Origin of the sequence: Arthrobacter sp. zg-Y1116 (assembly GCF_024385485.1) — a bacterium.
Lineage (GTDB): Bacteria > Actinomycetota > Actinomycetes > Actinomycetales > Micrococcaceae > Arthrobacter_B.
Window position 1 is genome coordinate 896,016 of sequence record NZ_JANFLR010000001.1, and the last position, 17,730, is coordinate 913,745.

The 17,730-nt window shown below is 67.2% G+C and carries 18 protein-coding genes; 11 read left to right on the forward strand and 7 right to left on the reverse strand.

Annotation, left to right across the window (positions count from 1 at the left end):
* Positions 1 to 123 precede the first annotated feature (123 nt).
* From NNX34_RS04200 to NNX34_RS04240, 9 genes are all read left to right on the forward strand, one after another.
* Positions 124 to 1,089, forward strand: coding sequence for a hypothetical protein (locus tag NNX34_RS04200; protein ID WP_255765259.1), 966 nt, complete (start codon positions 124 to 126; stop codon positions 1,087 to 1,089).
* Between the two features lie 186 nt (positions 1,090 to 1,275).
* Positions 1,276 to 2,067, forward strand: a complete 792-nt coding sequence (locus NNX34_RS16110; protein ID WP_308219718.1) for a GNAT family N-acetyltransferase — start codon at positions 1,276 to 1,278, stop codon at positions 2,065 to 2,067.
* A gap of 134 nt (positions 2,068 to 2,201) precedes the next feature.
* Entirely contained in the window at positions 2,202 to 3,461 is a 1,260-nt protein-coding gene (locus tag NNX34_RS04210) for a glycosyltransferase 87 family protein (protein ID WP_255765260.1), read from the forward strand.
* Between the two features lie 83 nt (positions 3,462 to 3,544).
* Complete coding sequence (locus NNX34_RS04215) at positions 3,545 to 4,564, forward strand: VOC family protein (protein ID WP_255765726.1); 1,020 nt, start codon at positions 3,545 to 3,547, stop codon at positions 4,562 to 4,564.
* A gap of 4 nt (positions 4,565 to 4,568) precedes the next feature.
* Positions 4,569 to 5,543 (forward strand): fumarylacetoacetate hydrolase family protein, encoded by a 975-nt coding sequence (locus NNX34_RS04220; protein ID WP_255765261.1) that lies wholly within the window; start codon positions 4,569 to 4,571, stop codon positions 5,541 to 5,543.
* Positions 5,544 to 5,569: 26 nt separating this feature from the next.
* Positions 5,570 to 6,550 (forward strand): cyclase family protein, encoded by a 981-nt coding sequence (locus tag NNX34_RS04225; RefSeq protein WP_255765728.1) that lies wholly within the window; start codon positions 5,570 to 5,572, stop codon positions 6,548 to 6,550.
* Positions 6,551 to 6,594: 44 nt separating this feature from the next.
* Positions 6,595 to 7,722 (forward strand): FAD-dependent monooxygenase, encoded by a 1,128-nt coding sequence (locus tag NNX34_RS04230; protein ID WP_255765262.1) that lies wholly within the window; start codon positions 6,595 to 6,597, stop codon positions 7,720 to 7,722.
* A complete protein-coding gene (locus NNX34_RS04235) occupies positions 7,719 to 8,837 on the forward strand; it encodes an amidohydrolase family protein (protein WP_255765263.1) in 1,119 nt (372 codons plus the stop codon). The genes NNX34_RS04230 and NNX34_RS04235 overlap by 4 nt, the downstream gene beginning before the upstream one ends.
* On the forward strand, positions 8,830 to 9,834 hold the full coding sequence (locus NNX34_RS04240) for a fumarylacetoacetate hydrolase family protein (RefSeq protein ID WP_255765264.1): 1,005 nt from the start codon (positions 8,830 to 8,832) through the stop codon (positions 9,832 to 9,834). The genes NNX34_RS04235 and NNX34_RS04240 overlap by 8 nt, the downstream gene beginning before the upstream one ends.
* Positions 9,835 to 9,866: 32 nt before the next feature.
* On the opposite strand, the gene NNX34_RS04245 is transcribed toward NNX34_RS04240, so the two are convergent.
* From NNX34_RS04245 to NNX34_RS04265, 5 genes are all read right to left on the reverse strand, one after another.
* Positions 9,867 to 10,823, reverse strand: a complete 957-nt coding sequence (locus tag NNX34_RS04245) for a LysR family transcriptional regulator (protein WP_255765265.1) — start codon at positions 10,821 to 10,823, stop codon at positions 9,867 to 9,869.
* Positions 10,824 to 10,893: 70 nt separating this feature from the next.
* Positions 10,894 to 11,964 (reverse strand): ABC transporter permease, encoded by a 1,071-nt coding sequence (locus NNX34_RS04250; RefSeq protein ID WP_255765266.1) that lies wholly within the window; start codon positions 11,962 to 11,964, stop codon positions 10,894 to 10,896.
* Entirely contained in the window at positions 11,964 to 13,619 is a 1,656-nt protein-coding gene (locus tag NNX34_RS04255) for a sugar ABC transporter ATP-binding protein (RefSeq protein ID WP_255765267.1), read from the reverse strand. Before NNX34_RS04255 ends, NNX34_RS04250 begins: the two co-directional genes overlap by 1 nt.
* A complete protein-coding gene (locus NNX34_RS04260) occupies positions 13,619 to 14,791 on the reverse strand; it encodes a substrate-binding domain-containing protein (protein ID WP_255765268.1) in 1,173 nt (390 codons plus the stop codon). Before NNX34_RS04260 ends, NNX34_RS04255 begins: the two co-directional genes overlap by 1 nt.
* Before the next feature lie 248 nt (positions 14,792 to 15,039).
* Positions 15,040 to 15,597 carry a GNAT family N-acetyltransferase gene (locus tag NNX34_RS04265; RefSeq protein WP_255765269.1) on the reverse strand — a complete coding sequence of 186 codons (558 nt, stop codon included), beginning with the start codon at positions 15,595 to 15,597 and terminating at the stop codon, positions 15,040 to 15,042.
* A 105-nt stretch (positions 15,598 to 15,702) separates the two neighbouring features.
* Between NNX34_RS04265 and NNX34_RS04270 the strand changes: the two genes are divergently transcribed.
* Together NNX34_RS04270 and NNX34_RS04275 are read left to right on the forward strand one after the other, a co-directional pair.
* Positions 15,703 to 15,903 carry a hypothetical protein gene (locus NNX34_RS04270; RefSeq protein ID WP_255765270.1) on the forward strand — a complete coding sequence of 67 codons (201 nt, stop codon included), beginning with the start codon at positions 15,703 to 15,705 and terminating at the stop codon, positions 15,901 to 15,903.
* A gap of 31 nt (positions 15,904 to 15,934) precedes the next feature.
* Positions 15,935 to 16,351 (forward strand): hypothetical protein, encoded by a 417-nt coding sequence (locus NNX34_RS04275; protein WP_255765271.1) that lies wholly within the window; start codon positions 15,935 to 15,937, stop codon positions 16,349 to 16,351.
* Here the strand turns inward: NNX34_RS04275 and NNX34_RS04280 are convergent.
* Both NNX34_RS04280 and NNX34_RS04285 read right to left on the reverse strand, forming a co-directional pair.
* A complete protein-coding gene (locus NNX34_RS04280) occupies positions 16,348 to 16,800 on the reverse strand; it encodes a MarR family winged helix-turn-helix transcriptional regulator (protein WP_255765272.1) in 453 nt (150 codons plus the stop codon). The genes NNX34_RS04275 and NNX34_RS04280 overlap by 4 nt on opposite strands.
* Positions 16,800 to 17,696 carry an alpha/beta fold hydrolase gene (locus NNX34_RS04285; RefSeq protein WP_255765273.1) on the reverse strand — a complete coding sequence of 299 codons (897 nt, stop codon included), beginning with the start codon at positions 17,694 to 17,696 and terminating at the stop codon, positions 16,800 to 16,802. Before NNX34_RS04285 ends, NNX34_RS04280 begins: the two co-directional genes overlap by 1 nt.
* Positions 17,697 to 17,730: the final 34 nt, after the last annotated feature.

Below are 17,730 nucleotides of genomic sequence, written 5' to 3' on the forward strand. Positions count from 1 at the left end.
TCCCTGCACCACTCGCTCCACCAGCACTGCCTGCTCCACCTGATTATTGCTGTCGTTCTACGGACATGCTCCCGATGAGCTGGTCCGGCACCGCACCCTGGATCCAGTCTCGAAAGGCACACCATGAACCGCAACCGACTCTCCCCCGCTGCGCCCGCACCGGCCTCCGACCCCGCCGCACCGGCCCGGCGTCGTCGTTATCTTGCCGGCCTCGGGGTCATCGCCCTCGGAGCCGCCGCTCTCGCCGGCTGTGCCGCCGATTCCGGCCTGGCACCGGTTTCGGAGTCCTCGGCCGACCCGTTCGAAATCTATTTGGCCGAAGATATGGACGCCATCCACCTTGCCCAGGACACCCTCCGCTTCCAGTGCTACGCGGACAACGGCTATCCCGAATACGAGGCGTTCATCCCGGAGGAACCGGCAGTGCAGTGGCGCGCTGATCTGCTGGACCAGCTCACCGTCGATGACGCGTTCTTCGAAAGCGTGCAGGACGCTACGGCCGGCGGGCTCCGCGGTGAACAGTTCGGCCCGTCACCGGCCAAGGTCTTTGTGCATGACGACGCCTTCGAGGCAGTATCCGAAGCCTGCAACACAAAAGCCTGGGCTGCACTGGGAGAAAACGCCGAGCAAAGCCTGATCGACTACAACCGGCTCAGCAGCAAACTGGCCGGCGGCCTGGCTGACCGGACGTTTGAGGCCCTGGGCCCCCTCCAGCAGGAAGTGGTCCAGTGCCTGGTCGACGCCGGGGTGCCGGTGACGCCGGCGTCCGGCGAGCTGTACGGCTTCACGTCGGACGTCGAGCTCGGTACGGCGGTGGAATACCCCGAACGCAGCGGCCCGAAGCAGGCCTCCGGGGTGGAGATCATTCCCGCCGACGTTGAAATCACGTATGCGCCCACTCCCGCCGAAGCGGCCCTGGCCGTGAAGTACTACAACTGCTCCGTGGAAACGGGCGTGCGGGATGAATTCGACGCCCTGATCCTTGAGACCAAGAAAGAGGTTGTCGCCGAGCACGCAGCCGAGCTGGAGAAGGCCAACCCCCGGATCGCCGAGCTTGCCGCCGCCGCACGGGAACTCACGGTCCGCTAACCCGACCCAGCCATGCCGGTGTCCGCCGTCACGGCGGGCACCGGTTAGACTCTGGCTGAGAAGACGCGGCGGGTCCCCGCAGCTGCACTCCGGCGGCGTCGCCGGACGGGTTCTGCCGGGACAACAGTCGACGTCCCGGAAGACATTCGGGAGCCCGTCTCCGTTTCAGAGTTGGAAGAAGTAGAAATGCCCGGTTACATCCCCACGCCGCCGCCGATCCGCGTTCCGGGTCCGGTCCCGTTCGCCGGAGCGGGCCAGGCGACGACGGCGGCCCTGCCCGTTATCCCGGACCTCCGCGACACGCGCCCCGCCGTCCGGGGAGGGCAGGCCGGCCCGCGCGCCCTGGAGGCGCACCGGGTGAGCGTAATCCGGGACGATCCGGGCAAAGGGGATGTCCGGGCCCTGCTCGCAGAGAACCGGGACCTGCTGTATCCCGCGGGAACGGTAGCCGCCGGCCTGACTCCTCCGTCCCTGCGGGACCCCTCCGTCACGTTCTGGACGGTCCGCGAGGACGGCACCCTGCTGGGCTGCGGCGCGTTGAAGGAACTTCCTCCCCTGTTCGGAGGCGCAGCAGGTGAATACGGCGAAATCACCTCGATGCGCACGGTCGAGTCCGCCCGCGGACGGGGTGTTGCCCAGATGCTCCTGCAGCAGATCATCACGAACGCCCGCGCCCGCGGCTACATCGCGTTGCTGCTGGAAACCGGAACCCAGGAGTTCTTCGCCTCGTCCAGGCGGCTGTATCAGCGTTCGGGATTCACCCCGTGCCCGCCGTTCGGCAGCTACCGCGCCGATCCCAACAGCACCTTCATGTGCCTGGACCTGCGGGCCGCCGCGACCGGCCCGGCGGAAGCCGCCGCCGTCCCGGATGCCTCCCCGGAGGGCAAGGTCTATGCCAAGCCCGGGACCCTGACCGAAATTCTCGCAGCACAGCGCGCCCTGGCGGCGGCCCCGATCCCGAACCCGAGACGCCGCTGACCTTCAGCACGCGCGAAACACCCAAGGAATAAAGAGCACGACGACGCCGGGCACCGCACGGCCGCATCTGCCCGGCCGGTCCAGCCCGCTATTCCAAACAAGCCGCCGGAACGCCGCCGTCTAAACTGGCAGGCATGGCAATATCAACGGCGGACCCGGCGTCCCGCACCCGCACCCGGATCCTCTGGCTCGCGCTCGGCCTTCCGGTTGCGCTGCTCCTGGTGGTCCTCGGCGCCCAGATCCACGGCCTGGATTTCACCGTGTACCGCGAAGGAGCCCGGGCGTTCCTCGGCCTGGGCGAGCATCGCCTGTATGACCCGAGCCTGGTCGAAACGGACACCCGCGGCCTGCCGTTCACGTATCCGCCCTTCGCCGCCCTGCTGCTGACACCGTTCGCGGTCCTGCCCGAGGCCGTGGGGCTGGTCCTGCTCACCGCGACGTCGTGCGCCTGCCTGGTGCTGACCGCCTTCCTGGTCGCCCGCTACCTCACGGAAAACAAGGTGCTGCCGCCGCGGCTGCACACCGCCCTGGGCGGCAGCACAGGCGTTGCCGTCCTCGCCACCCTGCTGATCGGCGTGCTCGGCCCGTGGCGCGAGGGCCTGGGCTTCGGCCAGATCAACCCGATGCTGATGCTCCTGATCGTCGCGGACCTGCTCCGGCCGCCGTCGTCAAAGCTTCCGCGCGGCATCCTCATCGGCCTGGCCGCGGGCATCAAGCTCACCCCGCTGGCGTTCGGGCTGATCTTCCTGGTCCGGAAGGACTGGCGGGCCATCCTCACCATGGGCCTCACTTTCGCCGCCACCATTGCCGTCGGCTGGCTGGCGTCCCCGGAGCAGTCCCGCGTGTTCTGGCTCGACTCGCTCTTCGATTCCGACCGTGTCGGGGACACCACGGACATGTACAACGTGTCGCTGAACTCGCTGCTCACGCATCTGGGCACACCCGAGGCGCTGCAGCGTCCGCTCTGGCTGCTGGCCTCGGCCGCCGTCGTCGTGCTGGGCTTCTTCGCCATCCGCCGCTCGGACGCCCGCGGTGACACGGTGGCGGCGATCAGTGCGAACGCCGTGGTGATGCTCGCGATCTCGCCGATTTCCTGGTTCCACCACTGGGTCTGGATTGCGCTGGTGCTGCCGGCGCTGTGGGTGGCGGTGCGACGACGGCGGGCCGGGGTCCGCGGCGCGGGCATCGCCCTGCTGGTGGTGATGGTGCCGGTGTTTATGCTGTCCTCGATCACCGTCACCATGATGCTGACCGGCGTCGTGAGCGGCCAGGGCCCGGCGGCGCTGGAGCTGTTCACGGGCCTGGGCGTGGTGCTGCCGGTCGCGGCACTGGCGTTCTGGGCCACCGCGCCGGTGCCGGCGCGTGACCATTCGTTGCATGGATACCTGCCATAGGAAAAGACTGCTTCCACAACTACGTGATGGCGATCACAGTTAGGTTCTGAAAAGCTCAGCACCTAGCGAATGTGAGAATGCCCGTGGAACGACTCCTCTCCCATCTGGCACATCTGGAGATCACCAGCCCCGACGTCGAGGCCTCCACCCGGTTCTATGTCGAGAACTTCGGCATGCGCCTGGTTGATTCCCTTGACGGCGTTTCCTATCTGCGCTGCTGGGGCGACCATTACCGGTACAGCCTGGTGGTACGGCCGGGGGAAGAACCGTCCCTGGCGAACATGGCCTGGCGCACGGCGTCCGCTGAGGCACTCGAGGCGGCGGCGGCAAATGTGGAAGCCGCCGGGGTGCAGGGCGAATGGATTCCGGGCGGGCACGCGCACGGCAAGGCCTATCAGTTCACCGGCCCCTACGGGCACCCGATGAAACTGTTCTACGAGGTGGAGCCGTACGTAGCGGAACCCGGCTGGACATCCATCTACCCGGACCGGCCCGAACGCCGGAGCAGCCACGCCGCGGCACCGCGATTCCTGGACCATGTGACCGTGGCCAGCAGCGACGTCACCGGGTTCGCCGACTGGTACAGCGCCGCCCTGGGCTTCCGGATCATGGCTTTCACCACCTTGGACGAAGCACCGATCACGGTCTTCTCCGTGCTTACCACCAATGAAAAATCGCACGATCTGGGGGTGGTCATGGACACCTCGGGCCGGGCCGGACGCGTCAACCACATCGCGTTCTGGGTGGACACCCATGAGGACCTGCTGCGCGCCGCGGACGTGTTGATGGAAAACGGCACCCCGATGGAATACGGACCCTCCATCCACGGCATCGGTGAGCAGAACTTCCTGTACTTCCGGGAGCCGAGCGCTCTGCGGGTGGAACTGAACTCGGGCGGCTACCGCAACTACGTCCCCGACTGGGAGCCGCGCACCTGGACACCCTCTCAGGGATCAAACAATTTCTACCGCAACGGGGCCATGCCGCATTCGCTGACCGAATCCTTCCCGTTGGCGGACGGGTTCACCGCCACGGAGGAAGGCGCCTCGGAGGAAATGAAACAAGCGCTGCTCAACCCCTACGCCAAGCACGGCAGGGGCTGAATCGATGACCTACTCGCTGATCACGTTTCGGGACCCGGGCACCGGCGAGCCCCGGGCCGGACTGGAAACCGGCGGCCGCGTCCTGCCGCTGACGGACGCGAACCTGGACCTGCCCGGAAACAGGGTCACCCTGGAAGCGGTGGTCGAACACTGGGACAAAGCCGAGGGCCAGTTGGACCGGCTCGCGGAAGAGTCCGCCGGTGCTGCCGCCGGCTGGCTCGACTACGCGGACCTCACGGTGCTCGCGCCGCTGCGGCCGCAGCAGGTCCTGCAGGCCGGGGCCAATTACCGCCAGCACGTCATTGACCTGGCAGTGGCGCACCGCGACGGTGAAGGCACGGACGAGGAGATCCGGGAACGGACCGCCGCCACGATGGACCGGCGGGCCGCCGAGGGTACCCCGTACTTTTTCATCGGCCTCCCGACGGCGATGGCCTCCGCCACCGAGGACCTGGTGCTCCCCGGCTACAGCCAGGCCCATGACTGGGAGCTGGAACTCGCCGCCGTCGTCGGCAAGCGGGCCTTCCGCGTGAGCCCCGAAGATGCCCTGGAGTACGTCTTCGGCTACACGATGGTCAACGACATCACGACCCGTGACCTCGTCTTCCGCAAGGACATGCCGGCCATCGGCAGTGACTGGTACCGGTCCAAGAACGCCCCGGGTTTCCTGCCGACGGGACCGCTGGTGCTGCCGGCAAAGTTCGTGGCCGATCCGCAGGACCTCATGGTGACGCTGCGGCTCAACGGCGAAACCATGCAGGCAGAATCGACCGCCGACATGATCTTCACCGTGGCCCAGCTGGTTTCGCATGCCTCCCAGCAGATGCCGCTGCTGCCCGGGGACCTGATCCTGACCGGCAGCCCCGCCGGCAACGGGGCCCACTGGGGACGGATGCTCCGCGACGGCGACGTTATGGAAGGCACGATTACCGGGTTGGGAACGCAGCTCGTGCGCTGCAGGGATGAGGTGGCACCGTGACCGGAATCAATGCCGAAGACCAGGAGATGATCCGCCGCGACGACGCGCTGGGAAGCATCGAGGCGATGGCTGCTGCGCACAACAACTGGGGGCGCTGGGGGCCGGATGACGTCCTGGGCACCCTGAACTTCATCGATGAGGCCAAGCGGGTGGAGGCAGCCCGGCTGGTCCGCACCGGCCAGACGTTCTCCCTGTCCCAGCCGTTCAATACCGACGGTCCGCAGAAGGGCTGGCGCCGCCGGATCAACCCCGTCCACACCATGACCGACACCGGCACGGAAGCGGAGTTCGGCAACCAGGGCTTTCCGCACGGCATCGGAGGCGCCGACGACTTCATCGCGATGCCGCTGCAGTGCTCCACGCAGTGGGACGGGCTCGGCCACATTTTCGACCGGGGAAAGGCCTGGAACGGCCGGCGGGCGGGTGCGGTGGTGACCAGCGAAGGCGACCAGCTCACCGGAATCCAGACCGCGGCGGCCCGGATCGTCACCCGGGGCGTGCTGCTCGACGTCGGCCGGGCACTGGGACCCGGCGCGGGCAGCGGCGACGGGGAGCTGCCGGACGGATTCGCCATCACCGCCGAGCATATCGAGGCCACCATCGAGCAGCAGGGGCCCAGCTCGGAGATCCGGCGCGGTGACATCGTGGTGCTGCGCACCGGCCAATACGCCCGGACCCTGAGGCAGGGGTGGGGGGACTACGCAGGCGGGCCGGCGCCGGGACTGTCCTTCAGCATGGCGCCCTGGCTGCACCGCAGCGAGATCGCCGGAATCGCCACCGACACGTGGGGGTTCGAGGTCCGGCCGAACGAATTCGACACCGCGTTCCAGCCGCTGCACCAGATCGCCATCCCCAACCTGGGCCTCTATCTGGGCGAAATGTGGGATCCGGAGCAGCTTGCCGCGTCCTGCGCGGCGGACGGCCAATATGACTTTCTGCTGACGGCGGCCCCGCTGCCCATCACCGGCGCCGTCGGCTCGCCGGTCAATCCCATCGCCGTGAAATAAGCCGATACATAATCCGCCGGAATGAAAACAAAGGAGTTTGCATCATGGCAGCTGTGAACAGGGTAGGCATTGTCGGGTCGGGCGCAGCCGGATTAACGGCGGCGATTCTGCTGGCCGACGCCGGCGTGGACGTGGAAGTCCTGGAGAAGGAAGCGGCCCCGTCCCCGCTCGGCTCCGGCATCACCCTGCAGGGCAACGCCCTGCGGATCTTCCGGCACCTCGGCATCTGGGACGAAATTGCCGCCAAGGGCTTCGCCTTCAGCGAGCTCGGCTTCCGCGCACCGGATCCGGCAGGAACCGTGCTGTCCGTGGTTGACGACGTCCGGACCGGCGGGCCGGACCTGCCCGCCACCCTGGGCATGTACCGGCCGGACCTTACCGACGCGCTCCGGCGCCGCGCCGCCGATGCCGGAGTACGGATCAGCTACGGCAGGCGGCTCAAGGGGGTGGAACAGGACACGGGTTCAGTCACCGTCATTACCGACGACGGCGACCGCCTTCCCTATGACCTGCTGATCGGCGCCGACGGACTGCACTCGGCGGTGCGGGCCGCGATCGGGATCACCACCGAACCGGAGCCCACCGGAATGGGAATCTGGCGGGCGTTCGTGGACCGGCCGGCCGATGTGGTCCGCACCGATCTGACCTACGGCGGGCCCTGCTACATTGCCGGGTACTGCCCCACCGGCCAGGACAGCATGTACGCCTATCTGGTCGAGGACGCCCAGGAGCGCAGGGTGGAGGACGGACCGGAGATCATGGCCGGACTCGCGGCAGCCTACGGCGGGCCGTGGACGGAGATCCGGGCCGGCCTGGACCACAGTGCGCGGATCAACTACACCCGGTTCACTGCGCACTTGGTGGACGGACCCTGGAACCGCGGCAGGGCCGTGATTATCGGCGATGCCGCCCACAGCTGCCCGCCCACCATCGCCCAGGGGGCAGCCATGGCCGTGGAAGACGGAGCCGTCCTGGCGGATCTGCTGACCAGCCGGGAAACGCTGGATGACTCCCTCTGGACGGCCTTCACGCAGCGACGGCTGGAACGGGCCCGCACCGTCATCCGCGGATCGGTGCAGCTGGGACAGTGGATGCTCGAAGGACGGATGCGGGACGCCGACGTCCCGGGCGTGATCGCCACCGTAGCGGCAACCGTGAGCCAGCCCGCATGACCGGAAAAGAGTCCCTGCCCGCGGTGGTGGACGTCCATGCCCACGTGGTCCTTCCGACGCTGCAGGAGTATGTGGCGGCCTGCGCTCCGGCGGAGTTTGCTGCTGCACAGGAGCTCGATGCCCGCCGGCAGGGACCCGCATCGGTGAAAATCTCCGGCGCCATGATCCGGGAACGCTGGCCGCGGCTGGTGGACCTGTCCCGGCGGCTCGCGGACATGGATGCCGCGGGAGTCGACGTGCAGCTGGTCTCGCCCTCGCCGTCGCACTATTACTATTTCGCCGGTCCCGAACTCGGCGGGGAAATCGCCCGCCGTGCCAACACCGCGGTCATGGAGCTGGTGGCGTCCGCCCCCGGCCGGCTTGCGGGACTGGGACTGGTTCCGTTGCAGCACCCGGAGGCCATGGTCGCGGCCCTGGACCATGCGGTGCTGGACTGCGGCCTGCTGGGGGTGGAAATCGGGTCCTACGCCCCCGGATTCGACCGTCTCCCCGGGCAGGAACCGAACGCCGGGACCGTGGAACTGTCCGACGCCCGCCTGGAGCCTTTCTGGGCCCGGGCCGAAGAACTCGGAGCGCTCGTTTTCCTGCACCCTTTCGGCTGCTCGCTGGACGAGCGGCTGGACCGGTTCTACCTGGCGAATACCGTCTCGCAGCCGGCGGAGAACGCCGTTGCCCTCTCCCACCTGATCTTCGCCGGGGTGCTGGACCGCTACCCGGAGCTGCGGATCATCGCGGCGCACGGCGGCGGCTACCTGCCCAGCACGCTCGGCCGGTCCGACCATGCCTGGCGGGTCAGGCCGGACGCACACGTGTGCGCCGCCCCGCCGTCGTCGTACATCAGCCGCCTGTGGTTCGACTCGCTCACCCACAGTCCGGTCGAACTGCGCGCACTGGCCGGGGCCGCCGGGGCGGACCGGATCCTGCTGGGCTCCGACTACCCGTTCGACATGGGCTCGGAAGACCCCGTAGGGGACGTCCGGGCCGCCGGTCTGTCCGTCGGGGAGGAACAGGCAATCCTCGCCGGCAATGCCGCAGCGCTCGGGATCCGGGCCGGCCGTGCCAAGGCCGGCGCCAGTGGTGCCGCACCCAGGGAAGGAATTGAAATCGATGGTTAAGCTCGCACGCTGGAACGACGGCGGTGAAATCCGCTCCGGCTTCATCCATGAGGACCGGGCCTACGGGCTGCCCGCAGGACAGACTGCCAACGACCTGCTCGAAGCCGGGTTGGGCGAGACCCTGGCAACCGCGGAACGGGTCATCGGAGCCGCCTCGTCCGCGCCGCTGTCCGCCGTGGTGCTGCTGGCTCCGCTGGTGCCGGCCACCCTGCGTGACTTTGTTGCCTTCGAGGAACACGTGGAGGGAATGCGGATCAGCATCGACGGCACGCCCGGCGTTATGGAGGAGTGGTACCAGGCCCCCACGTTCTACTTCAGCAATCCGCACACCATCCGGGCCACGGGTGACGAGATTCCCATCCCGGCTGGCTGCAGCCAACTGGATTTCGAGACGGAGGTCGCCGCCGTCATCGGGCGGGTTCCCGGCAGCAGCGGCAGCAACCTCAGCGCAGCGCAGGCGCAGCAGCACATCTTCGGTTACACAGTCTTTAACGACTGGTCCGCCCGGGACCTGCAGCGCCGGGAGATGAAGGTCAGCCTGGGTCCGTGCAAGGGAAAGGACTTCGCCGGCACCCTGGGTCCGTGGATTGTCACTGCCGACGAATTCGCCCACCGGCACGACACCGACGGTTTCCTGGCCCTGCAGATGAGCGTGGACGTTAACGGGTCTCGGGTCGGAGAGGATCTGCTGTCCAACATGGGCTGGCCGTTTGCCGAGCTGGTGGCCTACGCGTCGCAGGATTCCCGGGTGCTTCCGGGCGACGTGCTGGGGTCCGGCACCTGCGGCAGCGGCTGTCTTGCCGAACTGTGGGGACGTCTCGGTGATCAGGCTCCGCCTCCCCTGCAGACGGGGGACAGCGTCAGTATGACGGTGGAGGGCATCGGCACCATCACGAACACCGTGGGACCCCGCCGTGAAGCATCCACCCTGGTGCGTGCCCGGCCCCGGCGGCGCCTGCCGCGCAGTTACGACGGCGCCGCGGCGGCGCGGGGCTGAACGTCAGGGCTGCGGCGGCGCGGGGCTGAACGTCAGGGCTGCGGTGGCCCGCCGACCTCCGCCAGGCGGGTCACGACGGTGCTCTCCGGGTGCCGCTGGGCGCAGGCGCGCTGGACCACGGAACGGAGCCACAGGCTCGCCGGGTCTTCGGCCCGGCTGGGGTGCCAGAACATGGCCTCCACCAGCACGGGTTCCGTTTCCGCGGGAAATTCGATGATCGAAATCCCTGCTCCCCGCTGCGATTTGAGGGCGAGCATTTTCGGAACCACCGCCACCAGGTCCGTCCCTTCGACGAGCAGCGGGAGGGCAAGCAACCCGGATACCTGCGCGGCGACCCGGCGTTGAATTCCCAGCGTTTCCCAGAAGAGGTCCGCAGGGGTTTTGATCGAGGCGCCGAAGTTGCCCACCGCGTGCGGAAGCCTGCCCAAGTCCTCCGCACGGAGGGGGTCCGCCTGCAGGATGGGGTTCCCGGAATCGACCACCGCCACAAAGCTGTCCCGGAAGACCGCCTTTTTCTCCCCGGGCAGGGAGTACCCGGTGGGTCCGACCATCAGGTCGCAGCGGGTGAAATCGGCCTGATGCAGGGGCATCGCATCCCCCGAGACAACGTTGACGCTGACACCGGGTGCCTCGACCTGCAGGATGCCGCGCAGCGGTTCCAGGACCACCGTTGCTGCGTAGTCCGACGCTGCGATGGTGAACTCGCGGTCGCTGGTGAAGGGATCGAACCTGCTCCGGATGCCGGTGACCCGGTCCAGGCCCTGCAGCGCTTCGTCCACCAGCGGGACCAGATCCTGCGCCAGCGGGGTCAGCTCGAAGTGCCTGCCGGAACGGACGAGCAGCTCGTCGTCGAAATAGCGGCGCAGCCGGGAAAGGGCGGCACTTGTAGCCGGTTGACTCAGCTGCAGGTGTTCCGCCGTCCTCGAGACATTGCGCAGCCGGAGCAGGGCCTGAAGCGTCGGCAGGAGGTTCAGATCGATGGACTTCATGCGGGACAGCATAGGCGAGCGGCTACTTGGCTCGTCTTCTTCCCATCGGGGCGGTTGAGCCTCCCTTCCACTACGTCCCTTGGCCCGAACGGCGCCGGCCGAGATAACTGGACAGCCCGACGGCGACAAGAAGCGCCACGCCGTTAAAGACCTGGTCCACCCAGTTGGCAGCGCCGCTCAGTGTCAGGCCGCTGACGCTGACCGCCACGAACAGCACTCCGAACACGGTCCCAACCACGTTGAAACGGCCCGGCAGTATGGCGGTGGCGCCCAGGAAGACAGCTGCCAGGGCAGGGAAAAGCAGGTAGGTTCCGTTGTCCGCATTGGCCCCGCCCGTTCGTGCCGCAAGGATGACTCCTGCCAGCCCGGCCAGAGTGCCGGAGAGGCAAAAGGCGGTCTGGGTGTACCGGCGCAGCGGCAGGCCCACCAGGACGGCGGCCCGGTTGTTGGACCCAATGGCGTAGAGCGCGCGGCCGAAGGGAGTATGTGTCAGGAGATACCAGGCCAGGAAAGCGAGCACTGCCACCACGAACACCACCCGCGGCAGGCCCAGCCAGCTGCTGCTGCCGAACGTCGTGAACGCCGGATCCACGCCGATGATGGCCAGCCCGCCGGTGTACCACTGGATGAGTCCGCCCAAAAGTGTGGCCATGCCAAGGGTGGAGACGAAGGCGTTCATCCCAAACCGTGCCACAAGCAGCCCGTTTACCGCTCCCACCACCGCAGCGACTGCCACCCCGAGCAGGCAGGACAGCCACAGCGGCAGCGAAAAATGCGCCATGGAGGCCGCGGTAACTACGCTGCTCAGGACCGCGATACCGCCAACCGAGAAATCAAAGTGTCCTGCGACAAGGGGAAATATCAGGGCGAGGGCGACGAGGGTAACGACGGACTGGTTGGCCAGCACCACGGAGACGTTGGCTCCGCTGAGAAAGATGGAGGAGCTGGCCGGGAAAACGCCGAAGAAGGCGATGATCAGGACCAGCAGCAGCGGCAGGGCGAAACGTTCCAGGTGCGCGCCCAGAAGCCGGCTTCCCTCCCTGCGTTGTGGCCGGGACCGGGAGCTTTCCGCCCCGGCCTGGCCGGAAACTTTGGCCTTCCGGGCCTCGAGGGATCCTGCCGGTGCGTGGCTGCTGTCCATTAGTCTTCTGATCCTTCTTGAGGGGCACGGACGGGGTGATTTGCGGCCATCACGGCAGCGGCAAGCGCGCTGCGTCCGGTGTCCGCGGGGTCAAGATCGGCGACGATACGGCCTTCCACCAGGACCAGGATCCGGTCGCACAGCTCGGCGAGTTCGTCGAGGTCGCTGGAGGCCACCAGCACTCCGCACCCTTGTGCCGCGATGTCCCGCAGGGACCGGTAGATATCCCGACGGGAGGTCACATCGACTCCCTGTGTTGGTTCGTCGAGCAGGAGCAGCCGGGGTTTTCGCCGCAACCAGCGTGCCAGGACCACCTTCTGCTGGTTGCCGCCGGAGAGCCTGCTGATCGGGATCTCTATTCCGTCAGCGCGAACCGAATGGTCGGCCAGCAGCCGGTGGGTCTCATCGCGTTCCATCCGCAGGTTCATCACGAGCCTGCGCCAGTAGCGCCCGATGACGGTGGCGGAGGCATTTTCCCGTACTCCGAGGTCCAGGAAGGCTGCGTCCCGGTGGCGGTTTTCCGGTACGAAGACGACGCCGGAACGGACTGCGTCCGCGGGAGAGGACGGTTCATGGGGTGCACCGGCCAGGCTCATGCTTCCTCCGGTCAGGGAGGTGTCTCCGAAAATCGCGCGCAGGACGGTGGAGCGGCCTGACCCGGCCAGGCCGGCCAGGCCCACGATTTCACCGGATGCCACCGAGAGGTTTACGTCTGTCAGCGGGTAGCGGGAAAGGTCCCTGCCTTCAAAGAGGGGGCTCTGCGCGCCGGCCTCCGGGGCCGGCGGCGCCGGAGTTCGAAGCACCGCGTCATTGCCGGCGGCGCTGGCCGGTCCGGCGGGTCCGGCGCCCGACATCATGTCCACGATGGCAGCGATGGACGTATCGGCCACGGGTCCGCCGCCGGCGACGATGCCGTCGCGGAGCACTGTTACGTGGTCTGCAACTTCCTCGATTTCACGGAAACGGTGCGTCACCAGCACGATTGTCTGCCCGTGGTTGGCACGGGAGCGCAGTGCCGCCATCAGTTCCCTGGACTCGTCCTCAGCGAGAGACGCCGTCGGCTCGTCCAGCAGCAGCGTGTATTCGCTGTCCTGCTGGTCGGCGAGGGCTCGGGCCACGGCCACCATGGTTTTTTGGCTGGGCCGCAGCGAACCCAATCTGTCGGTTGCCCGGGCCGCTATGGCGTAGTGCGCCAGCAACCCGTCCACCCGGTTCTGCAATTCGCGCCAACGGATCCCATGCAGCGGATTGGTGGGGAAACCCGCGTCCAGCGCGAAATTCTCCGCCACGCTCAGGGAGTCGAACAGGCCAAGATCCTGATGAACAAACCTCAGTCCGGCGGCACGCGCGCGGCGCGGGGTCACCTGCCTGGCCGGAAGGTTTTCTCCGTGGATGCTGATCGTGCCAGCATCGGCCTGGTAGACGCCGGCGAGGCATTTGATCAGTGTCGATTTGCCCGACCCGTTGCCCCCGAGCAGCGCATGGATGGTTCCGCCGTTGACCGTCAGGTCCACGCCCGAGAGCGCTTTGGCGCCGGCGAATGACTTCACCAGCCCGTGTGCGGCCAAGGCAACGGTCCCCGCTTGGTCATCCGCACGTTCCGTGCCCGCGGCTGCCGCGGGCACGGAACGGCGGTTTTCGTTATGAGCAGCCACTACTTGCCCCAAGCCTCCAGATAGGCCTGCTTGAAATCGATTTCCGGGTTGTACGTGAAGGAGGTGCCGTCGGCGGGCATATTGGTTTCCGCGTCCACCACCTGGAGCCCGACGCCGGAGGCGGCAATCTCCTGATCAGCCAGCAGTCTCAGAGCGGTGTCCACACCGGACCAGCCGTCCCACTCCAGGCTGAAGGTAACTGATGCATCCTGGCCTTCGCCTGCCGCAATCAGGTCCAGGTTGCTGCGTTGGCCGAAGGTCCCGATGACGGCCAGCTTGTCAGAACGCTGGGAAGACACAATCGCCTGCGAGAGACCTGCCAGGAACCAGCCGTCCAGCGGAACGGAGATGGCGTTGGCGTCCGGCGCCTGGAGCAGGGCGGTGGAGAGCTTCTGCGCCATGGTGCCGGTCGCTGCGTCCTGGTTGCTCAGCTGCAGTGTTCCCACGACTTCGCAGGTGTCACAGTCCGCAAGTTCGGCGTTCAGGCCGTCGCTGATCCAGGGCCCGAACCTGGCGTCGGCGAACGTCACTTCCAGCAGCTTCAGATCGCCGTCGGTCTGGCCGATCAGCCAGTCTGCCTGCAGTTGGCCGACCATGTTCCACCACTGCTCGTTGTCCAGTCCGTCCAGCTTCTGGGTTATGCCGGAGTACAGCGGCTCACCGCCGTCGATGTCACAGTCGTTTGCACCGACCCCGACCGTAGTGATTCCTGCCGCACGGGCTTCCTCGAGGGGTCCCTGGAAACTGGAGCAGTCCTGGCCCATCACAAGGATGACGTCCGCGTTGGCCCCCACACCCTGACGGATGCAGCTGGCCCAGCCGTTGGGATTGAGTTGGCCGTCACAGATGTTGCTTTGCCAACCGATGGCTTCCGCTGCATCCGCTGCTGCCTGGGCAGGTGTCGAGCAGGTCACTTGTGACTGCCCGCAGGAGACAATCCAGGCCGTGAGGCCTTCAGGGACTGGAACCGATTCGGTGGGCGGGGTGCCAACCGTACCTTCATAAGCGGCGGCCAAAGCGTCGGTGTTCCCGGAGGTGGCTGCCGAAGCGGATTGTGTGTCAGCGGGTTCATTCTCTGCAGTTGCCGTACTGCAGGATGCCAGAGCGAGGCTGGCAATCAGCAAGGCGCTGAGTGCGCCCGGGACCTTCATTCTCGGCTTCGTGCTTCTCATCGGGTCTCCATTGACAGTCAAAGTTGAACGTGACGTACATCACGTTGCAACCACTGTGAAGGAGCCGGACTATGTGAGGAAGAGACTAATTGGGATACCTCGTATTTGCGAAACGGATAACCACGTGTGCGGGCCCCACAAAGGAACACTTGGGCCGGCTGTTATCCGGAAACTCTGCAGGTATCCAGAAACGCTGCGGGAATGGAAACCAGGAACCGAGGCAGGACCGGCCGCAGTCTTCCCAACAGCTAGGACGGGTCTCCGCCGGAGATCCCAGGCCAGCCCAGGGCCAAGTACATCTCCGGCACCCCGGCATACTCCCGGTCCAACCCGGGAAAGTGCCCCAGGCCGGCGGCGAGGGCGGTTCGCTGGGAGCCGGTGTTCGTCGTCGTCGTGCGGGCCAGGATCGGCAGCTCCGGCATCAGCTTCCGGCCGAGGCGCACCCCTTCAACCGCTCCCTCTTTCGCGTAGCCCCTGCCCCAGACCGCCGGGTCGTAGCGGTAGTACAGATTCAGGATGGTCCGGCTGTCCACCACGGCGCGCTGCAGTCCGGTGAAACCGACGACGGTCTCCGGCGCCTCGTGTTCGGCCACCGCCCAGTAGCCGAAGCCCTCCCGGTCCCAGTGGTCCAGGAAATCCTGCAGGCTCCTTGTCACGGATTCCACGGTGGGGGTATGCGGATTGTGCCGGTTGGTCCGGGGGTCCGTGTGGATCCGGACGGCGGCATCGTAGTCCGCCCGTTCGAGCCTGCGCAGCAGCAGTCGCTCGGTGCTCAGGGGAGTCCAGTCGCTCGGGTCTTGGCGCATGCGCCCATCCTAAGCGGCGCTTCCCCCGGTTCCGCTCAACAGGCTCAGGGGAATCGAACCCCTGACCTGTCACCCGATCATGGGCAGCAAGGTATTCTTCCGAGCATGACAATTCCCGGGGGTACCGAATCCGACAACCGCTCAAGTGACGCCGTCACGTATTTCTGTGGTGCGGTCGCCATGCTGATGTTCTCAATACTCGCTTTCGGAAACGCGTCCGAATGGTTCGACTACGTTTCCGGTGCCATTTGGCTCGGTTTCGCCGCGGCACTTGGCTACCGGGGCTTCCGCCCGGGAGCGGTCTGAGCCGGATCGGCCCGAGCCTTCAATGACCCCAATGACCCCCAGAACGTTCCCTTTCTCGCCGACTTCCGCCACCTCGCTCATGGTCGGTGACCTGGTCCCCGTACAGGGCCTGTCCGGCAATTGGGCGTGCCTGCAGGTCGTGGAAGTCCGGCCTCTGAAGCGCAAGAATTTCATCGTGGCCCTGCTGCCTTGGCGCGGCGGATCGGCGCCCGGCACCGCCGAGGTGGCGGGACTCGTCCCGCTGGAACGGGCGTTGACCCGGATCGAGATCTTCACCGAAGGTCACCTGCAGGTGATCGGGAATGCAGAGCCGAACGATGCAGGGCAGGAGCGGTGGTACGGCCCGCTCTATGTGGGCAGGACAACCTCCGTGTGGGGGTGGAAGGCGACGATCCGGCTTGCCCAGGACGTTGCAGACAGCGGGCTATCACTCGCCGACCCGGCCTAGTCCAGCACCCGGCCCACATGCTGCAGCCAGCGCGCGACGACGGCCAGCTCCTCGGCGCTGAACCCGTCGGTAATCTTCCCGTTCAACTCGCTTAGGGCCGCTTGCACGACGCCGAGCGCGGCCTTCCCGTCGGCGGTCAGGTTCACCCGGATGGTCCGGCGGTCGGCCGGATCCGGTGCACGGGTGATGAGTCCGGCCTTTTCCAGCCGGGACAGTAGCCCGCTCAGCCCGGCCGGCGAGGCATCCACTGCTTCGGCCACCTCGCCGGTGCTCGCGCCGGGACGGGTGGCCAGATACAGCAGCACCCCGGCGGCCGGTGCGCTCAGTCCGCGGTCCTCGCCCCGGCGTCCGATCCACCGCCGCAGCCTTCGCTCGGCGGTCAGCGTCAGGAAGATCAGCCGCGGCGGACGCCGGCCAGCGCCACCCGTCCCGCCGACGTCGCCCTGCATCACCGTTGCTTCGCGATCCGCCCGTCCAGCCAGGTGAGGATCTCGGGCCACAGCTTGTCCTTGACGCCGCGCCGGAAAAAGCCCATGTGCCCAATGGTGGGTACCCCGGCGTCGTCGGGCGAGTAGGTACGCCGCTCCAGCGGGGCGTTGGTGAGCCGGCTGTAGATGGCGTTGATCTGTCCCGGCGTGGCCCAGAGGTCGTCGGTGAAGCCGATGGACAGCACCTCGGTCTTGACCCGGGCTGCGCGTTCGGCGGCGTCCATGCTCGGGTCGTCGAAGAAGTAGTTGGGCCGGCGGGACCAGGAGCTCCACTCGAGCATGGCACCGCCGGGCATGTCCTCGCCCAGACCCATTTTCCGGCCCGGCACGGCGCCGAGCAGCCGGCCGGTAAGCGGACCGAGGACCCGCAGGACCAGTCCCACGCGCAGCCGCTCCTTCGGATCCTGGATGGTCTTGGTGACCCCGGCGTGCGAAGCCACGGCCACGAACCCCAGCAGTCCGTCCGTGCCGTTATTCAGGGCCATCGCATGTCCGCCGATACTGTGCCCTACGGCCAGGCGCGGCAGGTCCGGGAACCGCGCGGCCATCCAGTCCGCGGCGGCGGGCACGTCCTGGCCCATCCAGTCGCGCATCCGCAGCTTCCGGTTGGCCTTTGGGCTGCCGGAGGCACCGGTTCCGCGGTAGTCGTAGGTCAGGACCGCGTAGCCGTTTTCGGCCAGGTACTCGCTGAAGCCGGTGTACAGCCGCTCGGCCACCGCCGTGGCGGGGTGGATGACGACGGCGGCGCGGGGCGCGTCGTCGGCCGGCAGGCGCAGAGTGCCGGCGAGCGCGCCGCCCGCAGGGACGGGGATGCTGATCCGTTCGGACGTGACGGCTGACACACTATTATTTCGCATGCGAAGTAATCTACACGGGACAGCGGGTTTCGGG

Bases quoted from the DNA above. Each gene is read 5' to 3' on its own strand.
- NNX34_RS04285 (WP_255765273.1), bottom strand. From the start codon at position 17,696: ATGCGAAATAATAGTGTGTCAGCCGTCACGTCCGAACGGATCAGCATC.
- NNX34_RS04240 (WP_255765264.1), top strand. From the start codon at position 8,830: ATGGTTAAGCTCGCACGCTGGAACGACGGCGGTGAAATCCGCTCCGGC.
- NNX34_RS04265 (WP_255765269.1), bottom strand. From the start codon at position 15,597: ATGCGCCAAGACCCGAGCGACTGGACTCCCCTGAGCACCGAGCGACTG.
- NNX34_RS04250 (WP_255765266.1), bottom strand. From the start codon at position 11,964: ATGGACAGCAGCCACGCACCGGCAGGATCCCTCGAGGCCCGGAAGGCC.
- NNX34_RS04210 (WP_255765260.1), top strand. From the start codon at position 2,202: ATGGCAATATCAACGGCGGACCCGGCGTCCCGCACCCGCACCCGGATC.
- NNX34_RS04260 (WP_255765268.1), bottom strand. From the start codon at position 14,791: ATGAGAAGCACGAAGCCGAGAATGAAGGTCCCGGGCGCACTCAGCGCC.
- NNX34_RS04235 (WP_255765263.1), top strand. From the start codon at position 7,719: ATGACCGGAAAAGAGTCCCTGCCCGCGGTGGTGGACGTCCATGCCCAC.
- NNX34_RS16110 (WP_308219718.1), top strand. From the start codon at position 1,276: ATGCCCGGTTACATCCCCACGCCGCCGCCGATCCGCGTTCCGGGTCCG.
- NNX34_RS04275 (WP_255765271.1), top strand. From the start codon at position 15,935: ATGACCCCCAGAACGTTCCCTTTCTCGCCGACTTCCGCCACCTCGCTC.
- NNX34_RS04220 (WP_255765261.1), top strand. From the start codon at position 4,569: ATGACCTACTCGCTGATCACGTTTCGGGACCCGGGCACCGGCGAGCCC.
- NNX34_RS04245 (WP_255765265.1), bottom strand. From the start codon at position 10,823: ATGAAGTCCATCGATCTGAACCTCCTGCCGACGCTTCAGGCCCTGCTC.
- NNX34_RS04280 (WP_255765272.1), bottom strand. From the start codon at position 16,800: ATGCAGGGCGACGTCGGCGGGACGGGTGGCGCTGGCCGGCGTCCGCCG.
- NNX34_RS04225 (WP_255765728.1), top strand. From the start codon at position 5,570: ATGATCCGCCGCGACGACGCGCTGGGAAGCATCGAGGCGATGGCTGCT.
- NNX34_RS04200 (WP_255765259.1), top strand. From the start codon at position 124: ATGAACCGCAACCGACTCTCCCCCGCTGCGCCCGCACCGGCCTCCGAC.
- NNX34_RS04270 (WP_255765270.1), top strand. From the start codon at position 15,703: ATGACAATTCCCGGGGGTACCGAATCCGACAACCGCTCAAGTGACGCC.
- NNX34_RS04230 (WP_255765262.1), top strand. From the start codon at position 6,595: ATGGCAGCTGTGAACAGGGTAGGCATTGTCGGGTCGGGCGCAGCCGGA.